Below are 17,582 nucleotides of genomic sequence, written 5' to 3'. Positions count from 1 at the left end.
TATGGACAGCTTTTTCGGCTTTATCTTCGACGTATTGATCCGCCCGATCTTTCAGGGGATCATGAGCGCCCTGCCGCGCCCGGTGCAGATCGGATGCTTTGTGATCTTTGCCGTGCTGTTCGTCGGCGCATTCGCCAGCCTTGCGCTGAGCCTTAGCGAATAGGCGCGCGCAGCACCAGCCACAGGCCGGGGCGCGGCGTCAGCGTGGCGCCCGGCGCGATGGTTTCGCGCATCGCATCGGCCCGCGCCCGGTCCACAATGGCAGAGGCAACCCCCGGCTCATGCGCGATGCCATCGGCGCTGCCCAACAGGCGGGCGGTGCGCAACGTGATGTCCTCGGGGTCGTCGCTGGTCAGCGCTATGTCGATCATGCCGGTGGGCATGGTGGCGGCCGCCCCGTTCAGCCAATCGCCCACCCGGTCCGCGCTGTCGGGCAACAGCGGGTCCAGCACGCCCCCCTGCCCCAGCGCCGCATCCAGCGCCCGCCGCCGGTCGCCCGCATCGGGATAGCGCCGCCGCAAAGCCCCGCGCGCCGCCTGCAACCCATCGGCCAGCGCGCCCAGTGTTTGCGGCAACAGCGTTTCCAGCCGCAACCGCACCTGTTTCGCCAGCCCCGCCGATGCGCCCCCGGTGCCAATGGCGATCAGCATGGGCGACCGGTCGATGATCGAAGGCGTGGTGAAATCGCACAGCTCTGGTCGGTCGACGACATTGACCAACAGGCCAGCGCCGCGCAATTGGTCGGCGGCCTCTTCTGCCCCCTCATCCAGCGCGACAAAGGCCAGCCTTGCACCGGCTTTAACGCCATCGATAATGCTATCAATGACAACAAAACCGGCGCGTTCAACCAGCCGCCGTTTGGCCAGCGCCGCCTCGCCGTTGCCCAGCACGATCACCGGCCGACCGGCGCCGCGATGGAACAGAGGCAGGCTGGCGATCATGCCTCGGTTACTTTAACCAGGCCGGAACCTGCTCCGCCGCCAGAATGGTGGCAGGCTCGATCCGGTTGGCGACAATCGCCCACTGATCGCCGTTCACCATCACTTCGGGCACCAAGGGGCGGCTGTTATAGGTGTTGGCCATGGTCGCGCCATAGGCCCCGGCGGTGCGGAACGCGGCCAGATCGCCTTGTTTTACCACGTCAATCTCGCGCCGCTTGGCAAAGGTGTCGCTGCTTTCGCAGATCGGGCCGACAACCGTGGCGGTCATGGTGGCGCCCGTGGGGGCCACGGCGACGAAATCGTGCCACGCATCATACATCGCCGGGCGCACCAGATCGTTCATCGCTGCGTCCACCACGACAAAGGGATAGGGCTCAGCCGCCTTCACACGCACCACTTCGGTCACCAAAATGCCCGAATTTCCGGTAATTACGCGCCCCGGTTCGAACATCAGCGTGACATCCCAACCGGCGGTGACAGCAGCCACCATCGCGCCATATTCGGCCGGCCCCGGCAGCGTTTCGCCCATGCGATAGGGCACGCCCAAGCCGCCGCCCAGATCGACATGGCTGACCACATGCCCCGCCGCGCGCAGGACCGCCAACAGCTCACCCATACGAATAAAGGCCTGACGCGAAGGCTCCAGATCGGTGATCTGGCTGCCGATGTGGCAGGCAATGCCGCGCAGATCCAGCCCCGGCAACGCCGCCAGTCGCGCATACATCGCAGGCGTCTGGTCCAGCGCCACGCCAAACTTGTTCTCGGCCTTGCCGGTCGAGATCTTCTCATGCGTCTTGGCGTCGACATCGGGATTGACGCGCAGCACGGCGGGCGCGGACACGCCCATTTGCGCCGCGATTTCAGCCAGTTCGACGCCTTCCTCCTCGGACTCCAGATTGAACTGGCCGATGCCCGCGCGCAGTGCCGCGGTCAGTTCGGCGCGCGTCTTGCCCACGCCCGAAAACACGATATCGGCCGCCGGCATGCCCGCCGCCAGCGCCCGCTCCATCTCGCCCTGAGACACCACATCCGCGCCATAGCCCTCGGACGCCAGCACCCGCAGCACCGCCAGATTGGGGTTCGATTTCACCGCAAAGGCGATGTGCTTTTTGGGCAGGGCGGCCAGCCCTTCGGCAAAGACGCGGGCGTGGCGGCGCAGCGTGGCTTCGGCATAGATATATACCGGCGTGCCAACCGCCGCCGCAATCGCGGGAACGGCCACCTGTTCAGCGTGCAGCACGCCATCGACGTATTCGAAATGGTCCATGAGACAATCAGGCTTTCAACGGGAAAATCAGTCCTGCGGCGGCAGGTCATAGGGGTCATCGTTGCGCGATTCCGACCGGGTGTGGGTTTCCACATTGCGGCCGGGGCGCAATTGCGTCCCCTGTTGCAACAATTCGCCCGAGCCGGGGCGATAGACGCGGCCATAGGGCGCGGGCGGCAGATCATGGCCCGGTTTGGGCTTCAGATCGGTCATTGATCCGCACCCGCCCAGCACGGCCAACAGGCCACAGGCGGCATAATGGCGCAGCGACAGGCGGGAAATCACGGTCATGGCAGGCTTTACTCCAGCCCCAGCGCGGCGCGCGCTTCGGCGACGCGCTGTTCTACCTGAGATGGCGCCGTCCCGCCATAGGAGGCGCGACTGGCGACCGAGGCCTCGACCGAGAGGGCGGGATAGACGGCCTCCGTGATGCGCGCGTCGATCGCCTGCAATTCGTCAAGGCTGAGTTGGTCCAGCGCCACGCCCTTGCTTTCGGCCAGTTTTACCGCAGCGCCAGTGATGTGATGCGCCTCACGGAAGGGGATGTTGGCCTGACGCACCAGCCAGTCGGCCAGATCGGTGGCCGTGGCATAGCCCAGTTCGGCGGCCTGACGCATGCGATCGGTGCGGAACGTCGTGCTTTCCACCATGCCGGTCATCGCCGCGATGCACAGCGTCAGCAGGCCAGCGGCCTCGAACACCGGCGGCTTGTCGTCCTGCATGTCCTTGGAATAGGCCAGCGGCAGGCCCTTCATGGTGATCATCAGGCTGGTCAGGCTGCCAATGATCCGCCCCGCATGGCCGCGCACCAGTTCGGCGGCATCGGGGTTCTTTTTCTGCGGCATGATGCTGCTGCCGGTCGACAGGGCATCGGGCAGGCGCACAAAACCAAAGGGTTGGCTGGCCCAGATGATGAACTCTTCGGCCAGACGCGAAAGGTGCAACGCGCATTGGGCCGCCGCCATCAGGTAATCCAGCGCAAAGTCGCGATCCGACACCGAATCCAGACTGTTGCGGGTGGGCGCGGCAAAATCCAGCGACGCGGCCGTGGCAAAGCGGTCGATCGGAAAGCCCGTGCCCGCCAGCGCCGCGCTGCCCAGCGGGCTGACATTGGCCCGCGCCCGCGCATCGGCAAAGCGCGAGACATCGCGCGCGGCCATCTCGTAATAGGCCATCAGGTGGTGGCCCAGCGTCACGGGCTGCGCGGTTTGCAGATGGGTGAAACCGGGCATGATGGAATGCACATGCTCACCCGCACGCGTCACCAGCGCCACCTGCAACGCGTTCAGCCCGGCCAGCGCCTGATCCATCGCGTCACGCACCCACAGGCGGAAATCGGTCGCCACCTGGTCGTTGCGGCTGCGCGCGGTATGCAGGCGGCCTGCCACCGGGCCGATCAGTTCGGCCAGACGGCTTTCGGTGGTCATGTGGATGTCTTCCAGATCCCAGTTTTCCGGCACGCCATTGGCGGCATATTCGCCCGCCACCATGTCCAGACCATTGGCAATCGTGGCGGCATCTTGTGCCGAAACAATGCCTTGGGCGCCCAGCATCGCCACATGCGCCTTGGACGCGCGGATGTCCTGTTGCCACAGTGCCTTGTCGAAGGGGATCGAGGCATTTATCTCCCGCATGATGGCGCTTGGCCCTTCGGCAAAACGCCCACCCCACATCTGATTGGAGCCGCCCTTGTTGTCACCTTCGCTCACGCGCAAAATCCTTGGAATCGCCGGTTGTGGCCTGATCATGGCCGGAGTTGCGGGCTGCGATAGGCAAAGCGGCGGCCAAGCGCAACCACCGGCTGCGGCCAGCAGCGCGCCCGATGCGGCGGCCAAGGGCGGCGAGGCGGGCGTCATCGACCGCAGCCACAAGGGCGAGGCGATGCCGGACCTGTCCTTTGCCGATGCCTCGGGCAAGTCGCTGGGGCTGACCAGCCTGAAGGGGCGGCCGGTGTTGCTGAACCTGTGGGCGACATGGTGCGCGCCCTGTGTGGCCGAACTGCCGACGCTGGATGCTTTGGCAGGGCAGGCAGGCGGGCCGCAGGTGATCACCATCGCGCAGGACATGGGTGACGCCAGTGCCGTGGGGCCGAAAATCGCGGCTTTCCTGCGGGACAAGGGGTTGAACCGGTTGGGCCAGTGGATCGACCCGGACAACACGCTGGCCGGGCCTTTGGCGTTCAACACGCTGCCGATGACGGTGCTATATGACGCGCAGGGCCACGAGGTATGGCGCATGGTCGGCCCGCATGACTGGTCAGCCAAGGACGCCGCCGCCCTGCTGGCCGAGGCCAAGTAAGCCCACACCATATGAAAGGGGCGGGTCAGCCACAGCCGCCCGCCCCTTCCCCTTCGGCACCATGGCGCCGATGGCCATTCAACGCATCAGAACGAGACGCTGAGCGAGGCCACCAGACGCGACTTGGTGAGCGACCCGGAGGGGCTGATATCCGTGTCGTGGTAACGCACATCCAGGCTCACGCCCTTCATCAGGGCATAGGACGCGCCGACATTCCACGTGTTGTAGCCGCCACCGCCGCTGATCTGCTGATGGCCAAACACCGCCGATGCCGACAGCTTTGCCATCACCGGAACCGAAGCGCCGACCTCGGTATAGACAGCGTTCTTGTGCGAACCGAAGTAATTGCCGGTGTAATAGATCGCGGCATGGGCACCAACCTTGCCGATGTTGCCCGACAGCTGGCCCTTGACCTCGACCGTGTCGATGTTGATCGGCGAATTGACATAGCCATAGCGCACCACGCCCACGTCCAGCTTGGCCGCCTTGAGGTCCAGCACATAGCCAGCCCACAGATCATATTCCTGATTGATGCCCAGGAACTTGACGTTTTCGGTGCCGGCGCCAGCATAGAACCCGCCCATCGAGACATTCACCGCGGCAAACACCGCCGGATCGCCGTTCGACTGGCTGGCGCCGCGCCAGACGTAATCGGTGGCGCCCGTCAGCGTCACGCCCACCTTGACCGGGCTGGACTTGGCGGCGTCTTCGGCATGGGCGGCGGCGGGCGCGGCCAACAGCGCGGCAACGGTCAGAACAGAGGCCAGCAGGCCCGAATGCATGTGCTTTTTCATGTGCGATCCCCTCAAGGCGCGACACCCCCTTCCCTGTTGCAGGGGCGGCGCAAGTTTCTGGTTATGTAATCTTTAGATGTTTCGCGTCCTTCCGTGTGAACTTGTGTAATGCCGCATAGGGCACCCACATTATTGGTTCACAATATCGAGAACGCGGATCGAACGATTCCATCAGTATGGAAACGCCCGACGCGGGTGTTGGAGAGGTGGCAGGGTGTGCCTCCCGCGCCGGGCGCCCTTTGGAGCCGGTTGGACTTGTCCGACCCCAAAGCTGTGCGTCCTATGTCAGGAAGAGCGCCTTGGCCCCCTCCCCGTTAACTCAGAAGAAGCCGAGCTTCTTCGGGCTGTAGCTGACCAGAAGGTTCTTGGTCTGCTGATAGTGATCGAGCATCATGCGGTGCGTTTCGCGGCCGATGCCCGACTGCTTGTACCCGCCGAACGCGGCGTGCGCCGGATAGGCGTGGTAGCAGTTGGTCCACACGCGGCCCGCCTGAATGGCCCGGCCAAAGCGGTAGCAGGTGTTGATGTCGCGGCTCCACACGCCCGCGCCCAGACCGAACATCGTGTCATTGGCGATGGCCAGCGCTTCCTCGGGCGTCTTGAAGGTGGTGGTCGAGACCACCGGACCAAAGATCTCCTCCTGGAAGATGCGCATCTTGTTGTGGCCCTTGAACACGGTCGGCTTGACGTAATAGCCGCCCGCCAGATCGCCGCCCAACTGGCCCGCCGTGCCGCCGGTCAGCACCTGCGCGCCCTCGTCACGGCCGATGCCGATATAGCGCAGGATCTTTTCCTGCTGTTCCTGGCTGGCCTGCGCGCCGATCATCGTGGTCATGTCCAGCGGGTTGCCCTGCACGATGGCCTCGACCCGCTTGATCGCGCGTTCCATGAACTGATCATAGATCGATTCCTGGATCAGCGCGCGGCTGGGGCAGGTGCAGACTTCGCCCTGATTGAGCGCAAACATGACAAAGCCCTCGATCGCCTTGTCAAAGAAGTCGTCATCGGCATTGCACACGTCGGCAAAGAAGATGTTGGGCGACTTGCCACCCAGTTCCAGCGTCACCGGGATCAGGTTTTCCGAGGCGTATTGCATGATCAGGCGGCCGGTGCTGGTCTCGCCGGTAAAGGCGATCTTGGCGATGCGCTTGCTGCTGGCCAGCGGCTTGCCCGCCTCCAGACCAAAGCCGTTGACCACGTTCAGCACGCCCGGCGGCAGCAGATCGCCGATCAGGTCCATCAGCACCATGATCGAGGCCGGGGTCTGTTCGGCCGGCTTCATCACCACGCAGTTGCCCGCGGCCAGCGCCGGGGCCAGCTTCCACGCGGCCATCAACAGCGGGAAGTTCCAAGGAATGATCTGCCCCACCACGCCCAGCGGTTCGTGGATGTGATAGGCCATGGTGTCATGGTCGATCTCGCCGATGGTGCCTTCCTGCGAACGGATGCAACCGGCGAAATAGCGGAAGTGGTCAATCGCCAGCGGCAAATCGGCCAGCGTGGTTTCGCGGATCGGCTTGCCATTGTCCCACGTCTCGGCGGTGGCCAGCAGCGACAGGTTCTGCTCCATCACGTCGGCAATGCGCAGCAGCATCAGGCTGCGTTCGGCCGGGCTGGTGCGGCCCCATGCCTCGCGTGCGGCATGCGCGGCGTCCAGCGCCAGTTCCACGTCCTGTGCATCGCTGCGGGCGATCTGGCACACGCTCTTGCCGGTGATGGGCGAGATATTGTCGAAATAGCGGCCATTGACCGGCGCGACCCAGCGGCCGCCGATGAAATTGTCATACTTGGCGGCGAAAGGGGCCACCATCGTCATACGGTCTGCAGACAAAGCATCCATGTTCAGCGTCCTCTCATATGCATGGCCATGGGACTGTGTCGTCCTTGGCTCGCACACACAGGATTGGCGCGAATCGCGGCAGAGAACAGGGGGGCGGCGGGGTGGCAGGGGCCGGGCTGTCTCACCCGTGAGACAGGTTTAGGGCAAAATGCGTGGGCCAGGCGCAAGGCAGGGCCGATCACGCCCAAAGGCAAGGAGAGTGGCCGGTCAACCGAGCAGGCCAAGGCGTTCCATCCGGCGATACATCGTGGCCCGGCCAATGCCCAATTCGCGCGCCGCGGCCGAAACATTGCCATCGCACCGCGCCAGCGCCTGCCGCAATGCCTTGGCCTCATGCGCGTCCAGCCCCACCGGATCGGCCATGCCCATCACATCACCCAGCGGGCGCGGGGCGGTCAGCCCGCTCATCCCCAGTCCATAGCGTGCGCGGGCGGCGCGGGTGGCGCCGATCACCAAATCGTCCTTGTCCACCGCCAATAGCGCGGAACCGGCGGTCTTTTCATCGCCCGCATAAACGATACGCGCCTGCGCGTAATGCTGGCAGAAATAGTCGCGCTCGATCTGGCGGGCCGCGTCCTGCACCAGCGCCAGAATCATCCCCGCCAGTTCCGACCCATGTTCAGGCCGCCCGGTCGAAACATCCAGCGCCGCCACCAGCCGCCCGTCCGGGCCAAACACCGGCGCGTCCATGCAGGAAATGTCGACATTGCGGCTGGAGAAATGCTCGTGCCGCAGAATCGCGACCGGTCGCCCCTCGATCAGGCAGGTGCCGATGCCATTGGTGCCCTCGGCCTGCTCGCTCCATTCCGCGCCAGCGGCCAGCCCCATCGCGTCAAACAGCGCGCGTTCGCCCGCTGTGGCGCGCGATTCCAGCACAATGCCATCGATATCGGACAGGATCACACAGCATCCGCTGCGCCCGACATTGTTGAACAGATTGTCCAGCACCGGATTGGCCGCCGCCAACAGCGTCTCATTGGCCTGCCGCCGCTCGATCAGGCCGGTGTTTTCGACTCGGTCACGGCGGCGGTGGGTGGCCGGGTCCAGCCCGTGGCGATAGGCCGAACGACACCACGACGCCGCCACAGCAGACTGTGCCGCGGCGCGATCCGATTGAATCGTTTTCAAAACATGATCGCTGTGCCGAACCCTGTTGCCCGACATGACCTGTATCCTCATCCGCAACCCGACTGTGCAACTTATGCTGCGCAGCATCTGTTAGCTTTTCTAACGGGAATGACGATACCACGATTATCGCCATTAGCAATTCGCTGCACGGCAACATTGGCGCAACTGGTGCAAAAATGGGACTCTGCCCCTGTCCGATGGGGCGGGTTGCGAGGCGGTTTTTCGGAACGTATAAGGAACAAATGCCCGCCACAGAATCTGCCGCCCCCGCCCTGACCCGCCGCGCCAACGTAATGGAACGATTGGCCATTTTGGCTGATGCTGCAAAATATGACGCCTCCTGCGCATCGTCGGGCACCACCCGCCGCAACAGCCGCGATGGCAAAGGGCTGGGTTCAACCACCGGCATGGGGATCTGCCACGCCTATGCCCCCGACGGGCGCTGCATCAGCCTGCTCAAGCTGCTGCTGACCAACCACTGCATCTTTGACTGCCACTATTGCGTTAACCGGAAGAGCGCCAATGGCCCGCGTGCCGCCTTTACCCCGGACGAGGTGGTCGAGCTGACGCTGGCCTTCTATCGGCGCAATTATATCGAAGGGTTGTTCCTGTCCTCGGGTATCCGCAAATCGTCCAGCGCGACGATGGAACAGTTGATCGAGGTCGCCCGCAAGCTGCGGCAGGAGCACGGTTTTGCCGGTTACATCCACCTGAAAACCATTCCAGAGGCCGAGCCCGAACTGGTGGCGCGGGCGGGATTGTGGGCCGATCGCGTTTCGATCAATGTGGAATTGCCGACAGATGACGGGCTGTTCCGGCTGGCCCCGGACAAGAACGCGGGCCAGATCGCGGACGCGATGGGCCAATTGGCCGACGCCATCACCGATGCGCGCGACGCCAAACGGCGGTTCAAATCCGCCCCGCGCTTTGCACCCGGTGGGCAATCGACACAGATGATCGTGGGGGCGGACGCGGCCAGCGACAGCCAGATCATCACCCGCGCCGCCGGGCTGTATGGCGACTATGGCCTGCGCCGGGTGTATTATTCCGCCTTCAGCCCCATCCCACAGGCCAGCGCGGTGCTGCCGCTGCAACGCCCGCCCCTGATGCGCGAACACCGGCTGTATCAGTCCGACTGGCTGATGCGGTTCTATGGCTATGCGCCCGAAGAGGTGCGGCAGGCCGCCGATGAATCGGGCATGTTGCCGCTGGAGATCGACCCCAAACTGGCATGGGCGCTGCGTTTTCGTGAACAATTTCCGGTGGATGTCAACCGCGCGCCCAAGGAGATGCTGTTGCGCGTGCCGGGGCTGGGGCTGCGCGCGGTGCAGGCAATCCTGAACGCGCGGCGGCAAAGGCGGCTGACGCTGGCCGATGTCGGGCGGCTGACGGTCTCGATCAAAAAGCTGCGGCCGTTTCTGGTCACGGCGGACTGGCGGCCAACGGCGCTGATCGATGCCGCCGATCTGCGCGCCCGCCTGACCCCGCCCCCGCGCCAGTTGGAGCTGTTTGCGTGATCACCGCGCGGCAGGCCGTGCATGAGGATTTTGACGGCTGGCGCGAGATGGCGCGGCATCTGGTGGCGGCCGGGGTCGCGCCCGATGGCGTGGTATGGACCGATGGCGACGCGCCCGCCGATCTGTTCGCCACGCCCGACACGCCGCTGCCGCTTGCGTCCGATGCGGCGCTGCACCGGGTGCGGGCCAATGTCGGTTTTCTGGATCTGGCGCGCAGCGCGCTGATGCACCGCGCGCCTGAACGGCTGGGGCTGCTGTATCGCCTGTTGTGGCGGATGCAGCGCGCGCCCCGCCTGATGCAGGACGCGGCCGATGCCGATGTCCGCGCCGCCGCCCGTCTGGCACAGGCGGTGCGGCGCGACATTCACAAAATGCGCGCCTTTGTCCGGTTCCGCCTGATCGACGCGCGCTATGTCGCGTGGTTCGAACCCGATCACGCGATCGAACGCGCCAATGCCCGCTTTTTCATCGACCGTTTCGCCAGCCAGCCGTGGTCGATCCTGACGCCGCGCCTGTCGCTGCACTGGCTGGAGGGGCGACTGATGGAAGGGCCGCCCGCCAGCCCCGATGATGCCGCGCAGGACGACCCGACCGAGGCGCTGTGGACCAGCTACTACCGGGCGATCTTCAACCCGGCGCGGTTGAAAACCGGCGCGATGCTGCGCGAAATGCCGCGCAAATATTGGCACAACCTGCCCGAGGCGCGCGCCATTCCCGAACTGATCGCGGGGGCGCAGGCGCGTGAGGCGGCGATGATCGATGCCAGCGCGTCCAGCGCCGCGCCGCCCGCGCCGCAAACGCTGGATGATCTGGCGCAGGCGGTCGCCACCTGCCGCCGCTGCCCGATCGGCGCGAATGGCACGCGCGCGGTGATGGGCGAAGGCCCGGCCGACGCCGCGCTGATGATCGTGGGGGAACAGCCCGGCGACCACGAGGAGCGCGCGGGCCGCCCCTTTGTCGGCCCGGCGGGCGCGGTGTTGAACGCCGCCCTGGCACAGGCCGGGATCGACCGCGCCGCCGCCCGCATCACCAATGCCGTGCGCCATTTCAAACACACGCCCAGCCCCAAGGGCCGGTTGCACCAGACCCCTTCTCCGGCGGAAATCGACCATTGCCGCTGGTGGCTGGAGGCAGAGCGGGCGATGGTGCGCCCCCGGCACATTCTGGCGCTGGGGGCCAGCGCGGCGCGCGCCATTCTGGGCCGCACGCCCAATATCATGGCCGAGCGCGGGCAGCCCATACCCTTGCCCGATGGCGCAACGCTGTGGATCACCGCCCATCCGGCGCATCTCTTGCGGCTGGAGGGCGCCGCCCGCGCCGCCGAACAGCAACGCTTTGCCGATGACCTGGCGCGCGTGGCGCGGGGGCTGGGCTCCACGGCATGATCTGCCGCGGCGGAACGCGGGGGCCAACCGCCCACCCCTTTTCGGCATTTTGGCCGGGCCTCCGCCGCGCAAAGGGCGTAAAATGCCCCGCCCCCGCCCTAGGCTTGCGCGCATTGACGGAGCATGCCGATGTCCCCTTCCCCCTTGCCCATGGCCGAAGATGCCGGGGCGATCCTGACCATTGATCTGGATGCGCTGGTGGCCAATTGGCGCTATCTGGCCACCCACACCACCGCGCGACAGGCCGCCGCCGTGGTCAAGGCCGATGCCTATGGGCTGGGCGCGGCACAGGTGGTGCCCGCATTGGTGGTGGCTGGATGCCGCCTGTTCTTTGTCGCTCATCTGGCCGAAGCGCTGGCCATCCGCCCCTTGCTGCCCGATGGGGCGCAGGTGGCGGTGTTGAACGGCCTGATGCCCAGCGCCGAACCCGCCTGCGCCGCCGCCAACGTCCTGCCCGTACTCAACAGCCCGGATCAAGCCCGCCGCTGGCAAGCACACGCGCAAGCACTGGGGCGCCCCCTGCCCGCGATGCTGCAACTGGATATCGGCATGGCGCGGCTGGGGCTCAGCCTGGATCAGGCGGGCGCGATGGCCGCCGACAGCGCCTTTGCGCAAATGGTGCCATTGCAGGCGGTGCTGGGCCATCTGGCCTGTGCCGATGATCCGGCCGATCCGGCCAATGCCGCGCAACTGGCCGCTTTTCGCGCAGGCGCGGTGCTGTTTCCCGGCGTCCCGCGTTCACTGGCCAACAGCGCGGCCAGCCTGAATGACGCGCGGTTCCACGGCGATATCCTGCGCCCGGGGCTGGCGCTGTATGGCGCGCAACCGGTGACAGACGCGCGGCACCCGATCCGCCCGGTCATCAGCCTGCAGGCCCGCGTCATCCAGACACGCGATGTCATCGATGGCACCGGCGCGGGCTATGGCCTGACGTGGCGCGCGGATGGGCCGCGCCGTTTGGCGACGCTGGCGGTCGGTTATGCCGATGGCTGGCCGCGCAGCCTGTCGGAGCGGGGCGCGGCGTGGTGGAACGGCCATGATTTGCCGATCGCCGGGCGCGTGTCGATGGACAGCACGATCATCGACATCACCGCCCTGCCCCTCGAAGCCCTGCGCGCGGGCGATCTGGTCGAACTGATCGGCCCCCACCGCCCCATCGAACAGGTTGCCGCGCAGGCGGGCACCATCGCTTATGAAATCCTTACCGGTTTGGGGCATCGTTACACCCGCCGCTATCTGCCCCTTGCCGTCCCTAATCCGCAGGAGATCGCCGCATGAAGATCATCATTCTGGGCGCTGGCGTGATCGGCGTGACCAGCGCGTGGTATCTGGCGCGCGCCGGCCACGATGTCACCGTGATCGACCGCCAGCCGGGCCCCGCGCTGGAAACCAGCTATGCCAATGCTGGCGAAGTGTCCCCCGGATATGCCACGCCTTGGCCCGCCCCCGGCATCCCGGCCAAGGCGGTGCGATGGCTGATGATGCGCCACACGCCGCTGATCCTGCGCCCCGGTCTGGACATGGCGGCGTGGCGCTGGATGGTGGCTTTGCTGGGCGAATGCACCGCGCGGCGCTATGCCATCAACAAGGCGCGGATGGTGCGCATCGCCGAATACAGCCGCGACTGTCTGGACACTTTGCGCGCCGACACCGGCATTCAGTATGATCAGCGGATGCAGGGCACGCTGCAACTGTTCCGCAAACAGGCACAGGTAGACGGCGTGGCCAAGGATCTGGCTGTACTGGACGATTATGGCGTGCCCTATGAGGTGCTGGACCGCGCGGGCTGCATCGCGGCCGAGCCGGGGCTGGCGGCGTCACACGCCCATATCGCGGGCGGCCTGCGCCTGCCCCATGACGAGACCGGCGATTGCCACAGCTTTACCGTGGCGCTGGCCGGGATGGCGGCGGCGGCGGGAGTGCGGTTCCAATACGGCACCACGATCACCGCCCTGTCGGTCAGCGGCGGGCGGATCGAGGCGGTGCAGACCGATGCCGGCCCAATGCACGCGGACGCCTTTGTCGTGGCGATGGCCAGCTTTTCGCCCGCGCTGTTGCGGCCCTTGGGGCTGGCGCTGCCGGTCTATCCGATCAAGGGCTATTCCCTGACCATCCCCATCGCGGACGCCGCCCATGCCCCGCAATCCACCGTCATGGACGAGACATACAAGGTGGCCATCACCCGGCTGGGCGATCGTATCCGGGTGGGCGGCATGGCCGAGATCAGCGGTTTCAACACCCGGCTGGACCCGGCGCGGCGGGCGACTCTGGCGATGAGTGTGGACAGCCTGTTCCCCGGCGCCTGCGACAGCGCCAAGGCCGAATTCTGGACCGGCATGCGCCCGATGACCCATGACAGCACGCCCGTGGTTGGCCCGACGCCCATCGGCAACCTGTGGCTGAACACCGGGCACGGCACGCTGGGCTGGACGATGGCCTGTGGCTCGGGGCAATTGCTGGCCGATCTGATCAGCGGCACCGCGCCCGCCATCCGCGCCGATGATCTGGGCATTGCCCGCTACGGCTGAGCACGAAAAAGGGGGCGGTTGGCGCCGCCCCCTCCTGCTGTCCCGCTGATCCGCCGATCACGCCTTGGGGCGATAGATGGCAAAGATCTTGGTCACGTCCTCGCGGCTTTCCCAGCTGCATTGCGCGTGCTGTTCCACCAGAAAGATGTCGCCCTTGGCAAAGGTCCCCGCGCGCCCGGCCTCGTCGACAAAGGTGACGCTGCCGTCCACCAGATACATCAGTTCGAAATGGCGATAAGGCATCGCGCGGCGGTGATAGGGGCTGGAATCCCACACGCCCACCATGAATTCGCCATCGGTGGACAGGAATTGCGTGTGGTTGTGGCATTGCGGCGTCGGCCCGATCAGCAATTCGGCCAGCGGCGCGCCAGAGGGCGCGCGGGTGGTGGCCGTGTCGATCCGCACCGCCGCCCCATCGCCCCCCATGCCGCCGGTATAGCGCATGGTGATCAGCGTCGCGCCGTCCGGGCTGGTCCAGTCAAACGCCTGCCCCGGCGCGATCACCAGCGCGTCGCCTTCGGCCAGCGTGTGGGAAACGCCCGCGATGGTCAGGGCCACGCCGCCCCGCGCCACAATGGCAAAGGTGTCGCCAGCATCGCTGGTCGCGCGGCCCCCGCCCGGTTGCAGCGCATGGGCGGCGATCGCCACCGGGCCACCGCGCAGCGCCAGCGGCAAGGCATCGGCGCCAAACGGATCGGCCCCGGCCACCGCCCCATCGGCAAAGGCGCGCAGATCAACGAAGGAAGGGCAGGTGGTGGTGGTCATCGTGTCTCTCAACCGTTGGGGGCCAGCCAGTGGCGGGCCAGCGCGACATGCAGACGGATGCCGGTTTCCAGCACCGCGTCATTGAAATCATAATGCGGATTGTGCAGCGGCGGCGGATTGTCGCCCCGGCCCTGTCCCAGCCAGATATAGGCGCCGGGGCAGGCATGCAGCATGAAGGCAAAGTCTTCTGACGTGGCCGCCGGTTCGGGCGCGCGCAGGGCGGTGCCGATCGTGGCGGCAATGGCCAGCGCATCCTCGGCCGCGTCGGCGTGGTTGATCGTGGCCGGGTAATAACGGTCATAGTCCAGCTCGGCGCTGACCTCAAAGCCCGCCTCGATGCCCGACAGGATCTGGCGCATGCGCTGTTCGATGCGGTCCTGTACCACAGGGTCGAATGTGCGCACGGTGCCGCCCACCATCACCTCGGCGGGGATGACATTGTGGGCGTTGCCGCCGTGGATTTCGGTGATGGACAGCACCGCGTTGGCGGTGGCCGGCACGTTGCGGCCGATGATGCTGTTCAATTGCTGAACCAGGGATGCGGCCGCCAACAGGCTGTCATTGGTTTCATGCGGAACCGCTGCATGGCCCCCGCGCCCGCGCAGAGTGATGCGGAACTTGTCCGCCGCGCCCATGATCGCGCCCGCCCGCGTGGCGATGGTGCCCGCGGGCAAGGCGGGCCAATTGTGCAAGGCATAGACGCGATCGCAGGGAAACCGCTCGAACAACCCGTCCTCGATCATGGCGCGGGCGCCGCCCTGCCCTTCCTCTGCCGGTTGGAAGATGAAGTGGATCGTGCCGTCAAACCCGGCCGTCCCATCGCGCAGCGCGCCCGCCAGATATTGCGCCGCGCCGATCAGCATCGCCACATGGCCATCATGGCCACACCCATGAAAACAGCCCGGATGCGTGCTGGCATAGGGCAGGCCGGTCTGTTCATCAAAAGGCAGCGCGTCCATGTCCGCCCGCAGCCCGACCTTACGCGGGGAATCGCCTGCCCGCAGCACCCCCACAAGGCCCGTGCCGCCAATCCCTGTCGCCACCTCCAGCCCGGCGGCGCGCAAGGCATCGGCAATGCGGGCGGCAGTGCGGTGTTCGGCAAAGCCCAGTTCGGGGTGGGCATGGATGTCATGGCGCAGCGCCACCAGCGGCGCGATCAGATCGGACAGGTCGGTCATATCGGGGCGCGCACTTTCAGGTCTGGTTGCCGAACAGGTTCTGGATCGGAAAATGGTGTTTGATGAAAGGCGATTTGATCACGACATAGGAGAAGTATTTCTCGATGCCGTAATCACTTTCCAGCATGCCCTCGATGATCGACTGATAATGCGAGACGCCGCGCGCGACGAATTTGAGCAGATAGTCATAGCCGCCCGACACCAGATGGCATTCGACGATCTCGTCGATCTTGGCGATGCGGGTTTCGAACCGGGAAAAGTCGCCCCGCCGATGCTCGCTCAGCGTCACCTCGGTGAACACCGTCAGGAATTCGCCCAGTTTCCCCAGATTGATATGCGCGCCATAGCCGGTGATGTAACCGGCCTGTTCCAGCCGCTTGACCCGCGTCAGGCACGGGCTGGGCGACAGGCCCACCGCATCGGCCAGCTCGACATTGGTAATGCGGCCGGATTGCTGTAATTTGGCCAGAATCTTCAGATCGATGCGATCGAGCTTGGGGCCGGGAATCATGCGATGGGTTTCCTGTCGTCAGCCAAGGGCGGCGCGGATGTCAGGCTGGTCGAGAAGCTGGTTCAATGTCAATTCGACCCGGTCAAAGATGATGTCCATTTCATCGGGCGAACAGGTCAGCGCGGGCGCGAAACCGATCACCGCATTGGCAAAACAGCGCACGATCACGCCATTGTCCCACGTCATCTGTGTCAACCGGTCGCCCAGCGCCAGTTCGGGAGCAAACCCGGCCTTGGTCACCTTGTTGCTGACCAGCTCGATCGCGCCCAGCATGCCGCGATAGCGCACATCACCCACCAGCGGATGAGCCTTGACCGCCTCCATCCGCTCGGCAAACCGCGCGCCGGTCACCGCGCCATTGGCCAGCACCCCGCCTTCACGATACAGGCGCAGCACCTCCAGCCCGACAGCCGCCGACACCGGATGGCCCGAATAGGTCATGCCATGCCCCACCGGCAGGGGGCTGGCGTCCGCAATCGCCTGATAGATGTGATCGGCCATGAAACAGGCCCCCATCGGCGCGTAACCGCTGGTCAGGCCCTTGGCCACGGTCAAGAAGTCGGGCGACACGCCCTCGGCCTCACAGGCGAACAGCGGGCCGGTGCGGCCAAAGCCGGTGATCACCTCGTCCACCAGCATCAGGATGCCCAGCCGGGTGCAGGCCTCGCGCATGGCCTTGAGCCAGCCGACCGGCGGCACGATTACCCCGCCGCTGCCCTGGATCGGTTCGCAACAGAACGCGGCCACCTTGTCCGCGCCAATTTGCGCCACCTTGGCCTCCAGCGCGGCAACGCTGCTGGCGATGACGGCGGCGTCATCGTCGCCTTGCGGATGGCGATAGGGATAGGGCGAGGCGATATGATGCTGCCATTTGCGCGGCAGATCGAACCCACGGTGGAAATTGGCCAGCGCCGTCAGCCCCGCCCCGTTCGAGGACGAGCCGTGATAGCCCCATTCCAGCGCGATGAACTCTTTCTTGTCCGGCAGACCGATAGCGTTGAAATAATGGACGATATAGCGGATCGCGCTGTCCACCGCGTCCGACCCGCCCAGCGTGAAGAATACATGATCCAGCCCCGCCGGGGTCAGCGCGGTCAATTCCCCCGCCAGCCTGATCGCCGGTTCGCTGGCAAAATGGAAATAGCCCGTGGCATAGGGCAGTTGCCGCATCTGGGCCGCCGCCGCCTCGACCACGCTGTCCTGGCCATAGCCGACATTGACGCACCACAGCCCGGCAAAGGCATCGATCACCTTCTTGCCCTCGATATCAGTCAGCCACATCCCCTCGGCCGATTGCAGCACGCGGGCGCCATGCGCCTCGTGCCCGCGAAAGCTGGCGACGGGGTGGATCAGATGGGCGCGGTCGATCTCGACCAGCGAGCGATTGGAGAGCGATTGGCTAGACATGAGGAGAGCCTAAGTCGGGATGG

General features: G+C 65.7%; 17 protein-coding genes. 6 read left to right on the top strand and 11 right to left on the bottom strand.

The window, feature by feature from the left end; translation table 11 throughout:
• Position 1 precedes the first annotated feature (1 nt).
• Positions 2-163, top strand: a complete 162-nt coding sequence (locus GTZ99_RS07830; RefSeq protein WP_161717761.1) for a hypothetical protein — start codon at positions 2-4, stop codon at positions 161-163.
• Here GTZ99_RS07830 and GTZ99_RS07825 read toward each other — a convergent pair.
• The 4 genes from GTZ99_RS07825 to argH are packed head-to-tail and all read right to left on the bottom strand — an operon-like array spanning position 153 to position 3,881.
• Entirely contained in the window at positions 153-941 is a 789-nt protein-coding gene (locus GTZ99_RS07825; RefSeq protein WP_161717760.1) for a precorrin-2 dehydrogenase/sirohydrochlorin ferrochelatase family protein, read from the bottom strand. The two genes, GTZ99_RS07830 and GTZ99_RS07825, sit on opposite strands and share 11 nt — an antisense overlap.
• A gap of 7 nt (positions 942-948) precedes the next feature.
• Positions 949-2,208, bottom strand: a complete 1,260-nt coding sequence (gene lysA, locus GTZ99_RS07820; protein ID WP_161717759.1) for a diaminopimelate decarboxylase — start codon at positions 2,206-2,208, stop codon at positions 949-951.
• 27 nt (positions 2,209-2,235) lie between these two features.
• On the bottom strand, positions 2,236-2,499 hold the full coding sequence (locus tag GTZ99_RS07815) for a hypothetical protein (RefSeq protein ID WP_161717758.1): 264 nt from the start codon (positions 2,497-2,499) through the stop codon (positions 2,236-2,238).
• Positions 2,500-2,507: 8 nt separating this feature from the next.
• The gene (gene argH / locus GTZ99_RS07810; RefSeq protein ID WP_161718422.1) at positions 2,508-3,881 is read right to left on the bottom strand and encodes an argininosuccinate lyase; all 1,374 of its coding nucleotides are present in this window, start codon (positions 3,879-3,881) and stop codon (positions 2,508-2,510) included.
• Between the two features lie 73 nt (positions 3,882-3,954).
• Between argH and GTZ99_RS07805 the strand changes: the two genes are divergently transcribed.
• Positions 3,955-4,506, top strand: a complete 552-nt coding sequence (locus GTZ99_RS07805; RefSeq protein ID WP_161717757.1) for a TlpA family protein disulfide reductase — start codon at positions 3,955-3,957, stop codon at positions 4,504-4,506.
• 86 nt (positions 4,507-4,592) lie between these two features.
• Here the strand turns inward: GTZ99_RS07805 and GTZ99_RS07800 are convergent, their stop codons facing one another.
• The 3 genes from GTZ99_RS07800 to GTZ99_RS07790 form a co-directional block, all read right to left on the bottom strand.
• Entirely contained in the window at positions 4,593-5,300 is a 708-nt protein-coding gene (locus tag GTZ99_RS07800) for a TorF family putative porin (protein WP_161717756.1), read from the bottom strand.
• 319 nt (positions 5,301-5,619) lie between these two features.
• Positions 5,620-7,116, bottom strand: a complete 1,497-nt coding sequence (gene adh / locus GTZ99_RS07795) for an aldehyde dehydrogenase (RefSeq protein WP_406818584.1) — start codon at positions 7,114-7,116, stop codon at positions 5,620-5,622.
• Positions 7,117-7,347: 231 nt separating this feature from the next.
• Positions 7,348-8,268, bottom strand: a complete 921-nt coding sequence (locus tag GTZ99_RS07790; protein WP_227711187.1) for a GAF domain-containing protein — start codon at positions 8,266-8,268, stop codon at positions 7,348-7,350.
• A 242-nt stretch (positions 8,269-8,510) separates the two neighbouring features.
• Between GTZ99_RS07790 and GTZ99_RS07785 the strand changes: the two genes are divergently transcribed.
• The 4 genes from GTZ99_RS07785 to GTZ99_RS07770 all read left to right on the top strand — a co-directional run bounded on the left by GTZ99_RS07785 (position 8,511) and on the right by GTZ99_RS07770 (position 13,698).
• Positions 8,511-9,785 (top strand): putative DNA modification/repair radical SAM protein, encoded by a 1,275-nt coding sequence (locus tag GTZ99_RS07785; RefSeq protein ID WP_227711186.1) that lies wholly within the window; start codon positions 8,511-8,513, stop codon positions 9,783-9,785.
• A complete protein-coding gene (locus GTZ99_RS07780) occupies positions 9,782-11,170 on the top strand; it encodes a UdgX family uracil-DNA binding protein (RefSeq protein ID WP_320076652.1) in 1,389 nt (462 codons plus the stop codon). The genes GTZ99_RS07785 and GTZ99_RS07780 overlap by 4 nt, the downstream gene beginning before the upstream one ends.
• A 150-nt stretch (positions 11,171-11,320) precedes the next feature.
• The gene (gene alr, locus GTZ99_RS07775; protein WP_201742434.1) at positions 11,321-12,448 is read left to right on the top strand and encodes an alanine racemase; all 1,128 of its coding nucleotides are present in this window, start codon (positions 11,321-11,323) and stop codon (positions 12,446-12,448) included.
• Positions 12,445-13,698: a D-amino acid dehydrogenase gene (locus GTZ99_RS07770; RefSeq protein WP_161717752.1), complete on the top strand. Its 1,254-nt coding sequence runs from the start codon at positions 12,445-12,447 to the stop codon at positions 13,696-13,698. The genes alr and GTZ99_RS07770 overlap by 4 nt, the downstream gene beginning before the upstream one ends.
• Before the next feature lie 57 nt (positions 13,699-13,755).
• On the opposite strand, the gene GTZ99_RS07765 is transcribed toward GTZ99_RS07770, so the two are convergent.
• From GTZ99_RS07765 to GTZ99_RS07750, 4 genes are read right to left on the bottom strand one after another with little or no spacing between them, the layout of a single operon-like run.
• A complete protein-coding gene (locus tag GTZ99_RS07765; protein WP_161717751.1) occupies positions 13,756-14,463 on the bottom strand; it encodes a cupin domain-containing protein in 708 nt (235 codons plus the stop codon).
• Between the two features lie 8 nt (positions 14,464-14,471).
• A complete protein-coding gene (locus GTZ99_RS07760) occupies positions 14,472-15,641 on the bottom strand; it encodes a M20 aminoacylase family protein (RefSeq protein WP_161717750.1) in 1,170 nt (389 codons plus the stop codon).
• 16 nt (positions 15,642-15,657) lie between these two features.
• The gene (locus tag GTZ99_RS07755; RefSeq protein WP_161717749.1) at positions 15,658-16,152 is read right to left on the bottom strand and encodes an Lrp/AsnC family transcriptional regulator; all 495 of its coding nucleotides are present in this window, start codon (positions 16,150-16,152) and stop codon (positions 15,658-15,660) included.
• 18 nt (positions 16,153-16,170) lie between these two features.
• Positions 16,171-17,559, bottom strand: coding sequence for an aminotransferase class III-fold pyridoxal phosphate-dependent enzyme (locus tag GTZ99_RS07750; RefSeq protein ID WP_161717748.1), 1,389 nt, complete (start codon positions 17,557-17,559; stop codon positions 16,171-16,173).
• Positions 17,560-17,582 lie beyond the last annotated feature (23 nt).

Origin of the sequence: Novosphingobium ovatum (assembly GCF_009909235.1) — a bacterium.
In the GTDB taxonomy this organism is placed as follows: Bacteria; Pseudomonadota; Alphaproteobacteria; order Sphingomonadales; family Sphingomonadaceae; genus Novosphingobium; species Novosphingobium ovatum.
The sequence above is the reverse complement of the archived record's forward strand: the minus strand, read 5'-3'. Positions and strand labels throughout refer to the sequence as shown.

Excerpts from the sequence above, each read along its gene's own strand:
- GTZ99_RS07830 (WP_161717761.1), top strand. The coding sequence starts at position 2 with ATGGACAGCTTTTTCGGCTTTATCTTCGACGTATTGATCCGCCCGATC.
- GTZ99_RS07800 (WP_161717756.1), bottom strand. The coding sequence starts at position 5,300 with ATGAAAAAGCACATGCATTCGGGCCTGCTGGCCTCTGTTCTGACCGTT.
- GTZ99_RS07750 (WP_161717748.1), bottom strand. The coding sequence starts at position 17,559 with ATGTCTAGCCAATCGCTCTCCAATCGCTCGCTGGTCGAGATCGACCGC.
- GTZ99_RS07760 (WP_161717750.1), bottom strand. The coding sequence starts at position 15,641 with ATGACCGACCTGTCCGATCTGATCGCGCCGCTGGTGGCGCTGCGCCAT.
- GTZ99_RS07825 (WP_161717760.1), bottom strand. The coding sequence starts at position 941 with ATGATCGCCAGCCTGCCTCTGTTCCATCGCGGCGCCGGTCGGCCGGTG.
- argH (WP_161718422.1), bottom strand. The coding sequence starts at position 3,881 with ATGTGGGGTGGGCGTTTTGCCGAAGGGCCAAGCGCCATCATGCGGGAG.
- lysA (WP_161717759.1), bottom strand. The coding sequence starts at position 2,208 with ATGGACCATTTCGAATACGTCGATGGCGTGCTGCACGCTGAACAGGTG.
- adh (WP_406818584.1), bottom strand. The coding sequence starts at position 7,116 with ATGACGATGGTGGCCCCTTTCGCCGCCAAGTATGACAATTTCATCGGC.
- GTZ99_RS07805 (WP_161717757.1), top strand. The coding sequence starts at position 3,955 with ATGGCCGGAGTTGCGGGCTGCGATAGGCAAAGCGGCGGCCAAGCGCAA.
- GTZ99_RS07770 (WP_161717752.1), top strand. The coding sequence starts at position 12,445 with ATGAAGATCATCATTCTGGGCGCTGGCGTGATCGGCGTGACCAGCGCG.
- GTZ99_RS07755 (WP_161717749.1), bottom strand. The coding sequence starts at position 16,152 with ATGATTCCCGGCCCCAAGCTCGATCGCATCGATCTGAAGATTCTGGCC.
- GTZ99_RS07815 (WP_161717758.1), bottom strand. The coding sequence starts at position 2,499 with ATGACCGTGATTTCCCGCCTGTCGCTGCGCCATTATGCCGCCTGTGGC.
- GTZ99_RS07765 (WP_161717751.1), bottom strand. The coding sequence starts at position 14,463 with ATGACCACCACCACCTGCCCTTCCTTCGTTGATCTGCGCGCCTTTGCC.
- alr (WP_201742434.1), top strand. The coding sequence starts at position 11,321 with ATGGCCGAAGATGCCGGGGCGATCCTGACCATTGATCTGGATGCGCTG.
- GTZ99_RS07785 (WP_227711186.1), top strand. The coding sequence starts at position 8,511 with ATGCCCGCCACAGAATCTGCCGCCCCCGCCCTGACCCGCCGCGCCAAC.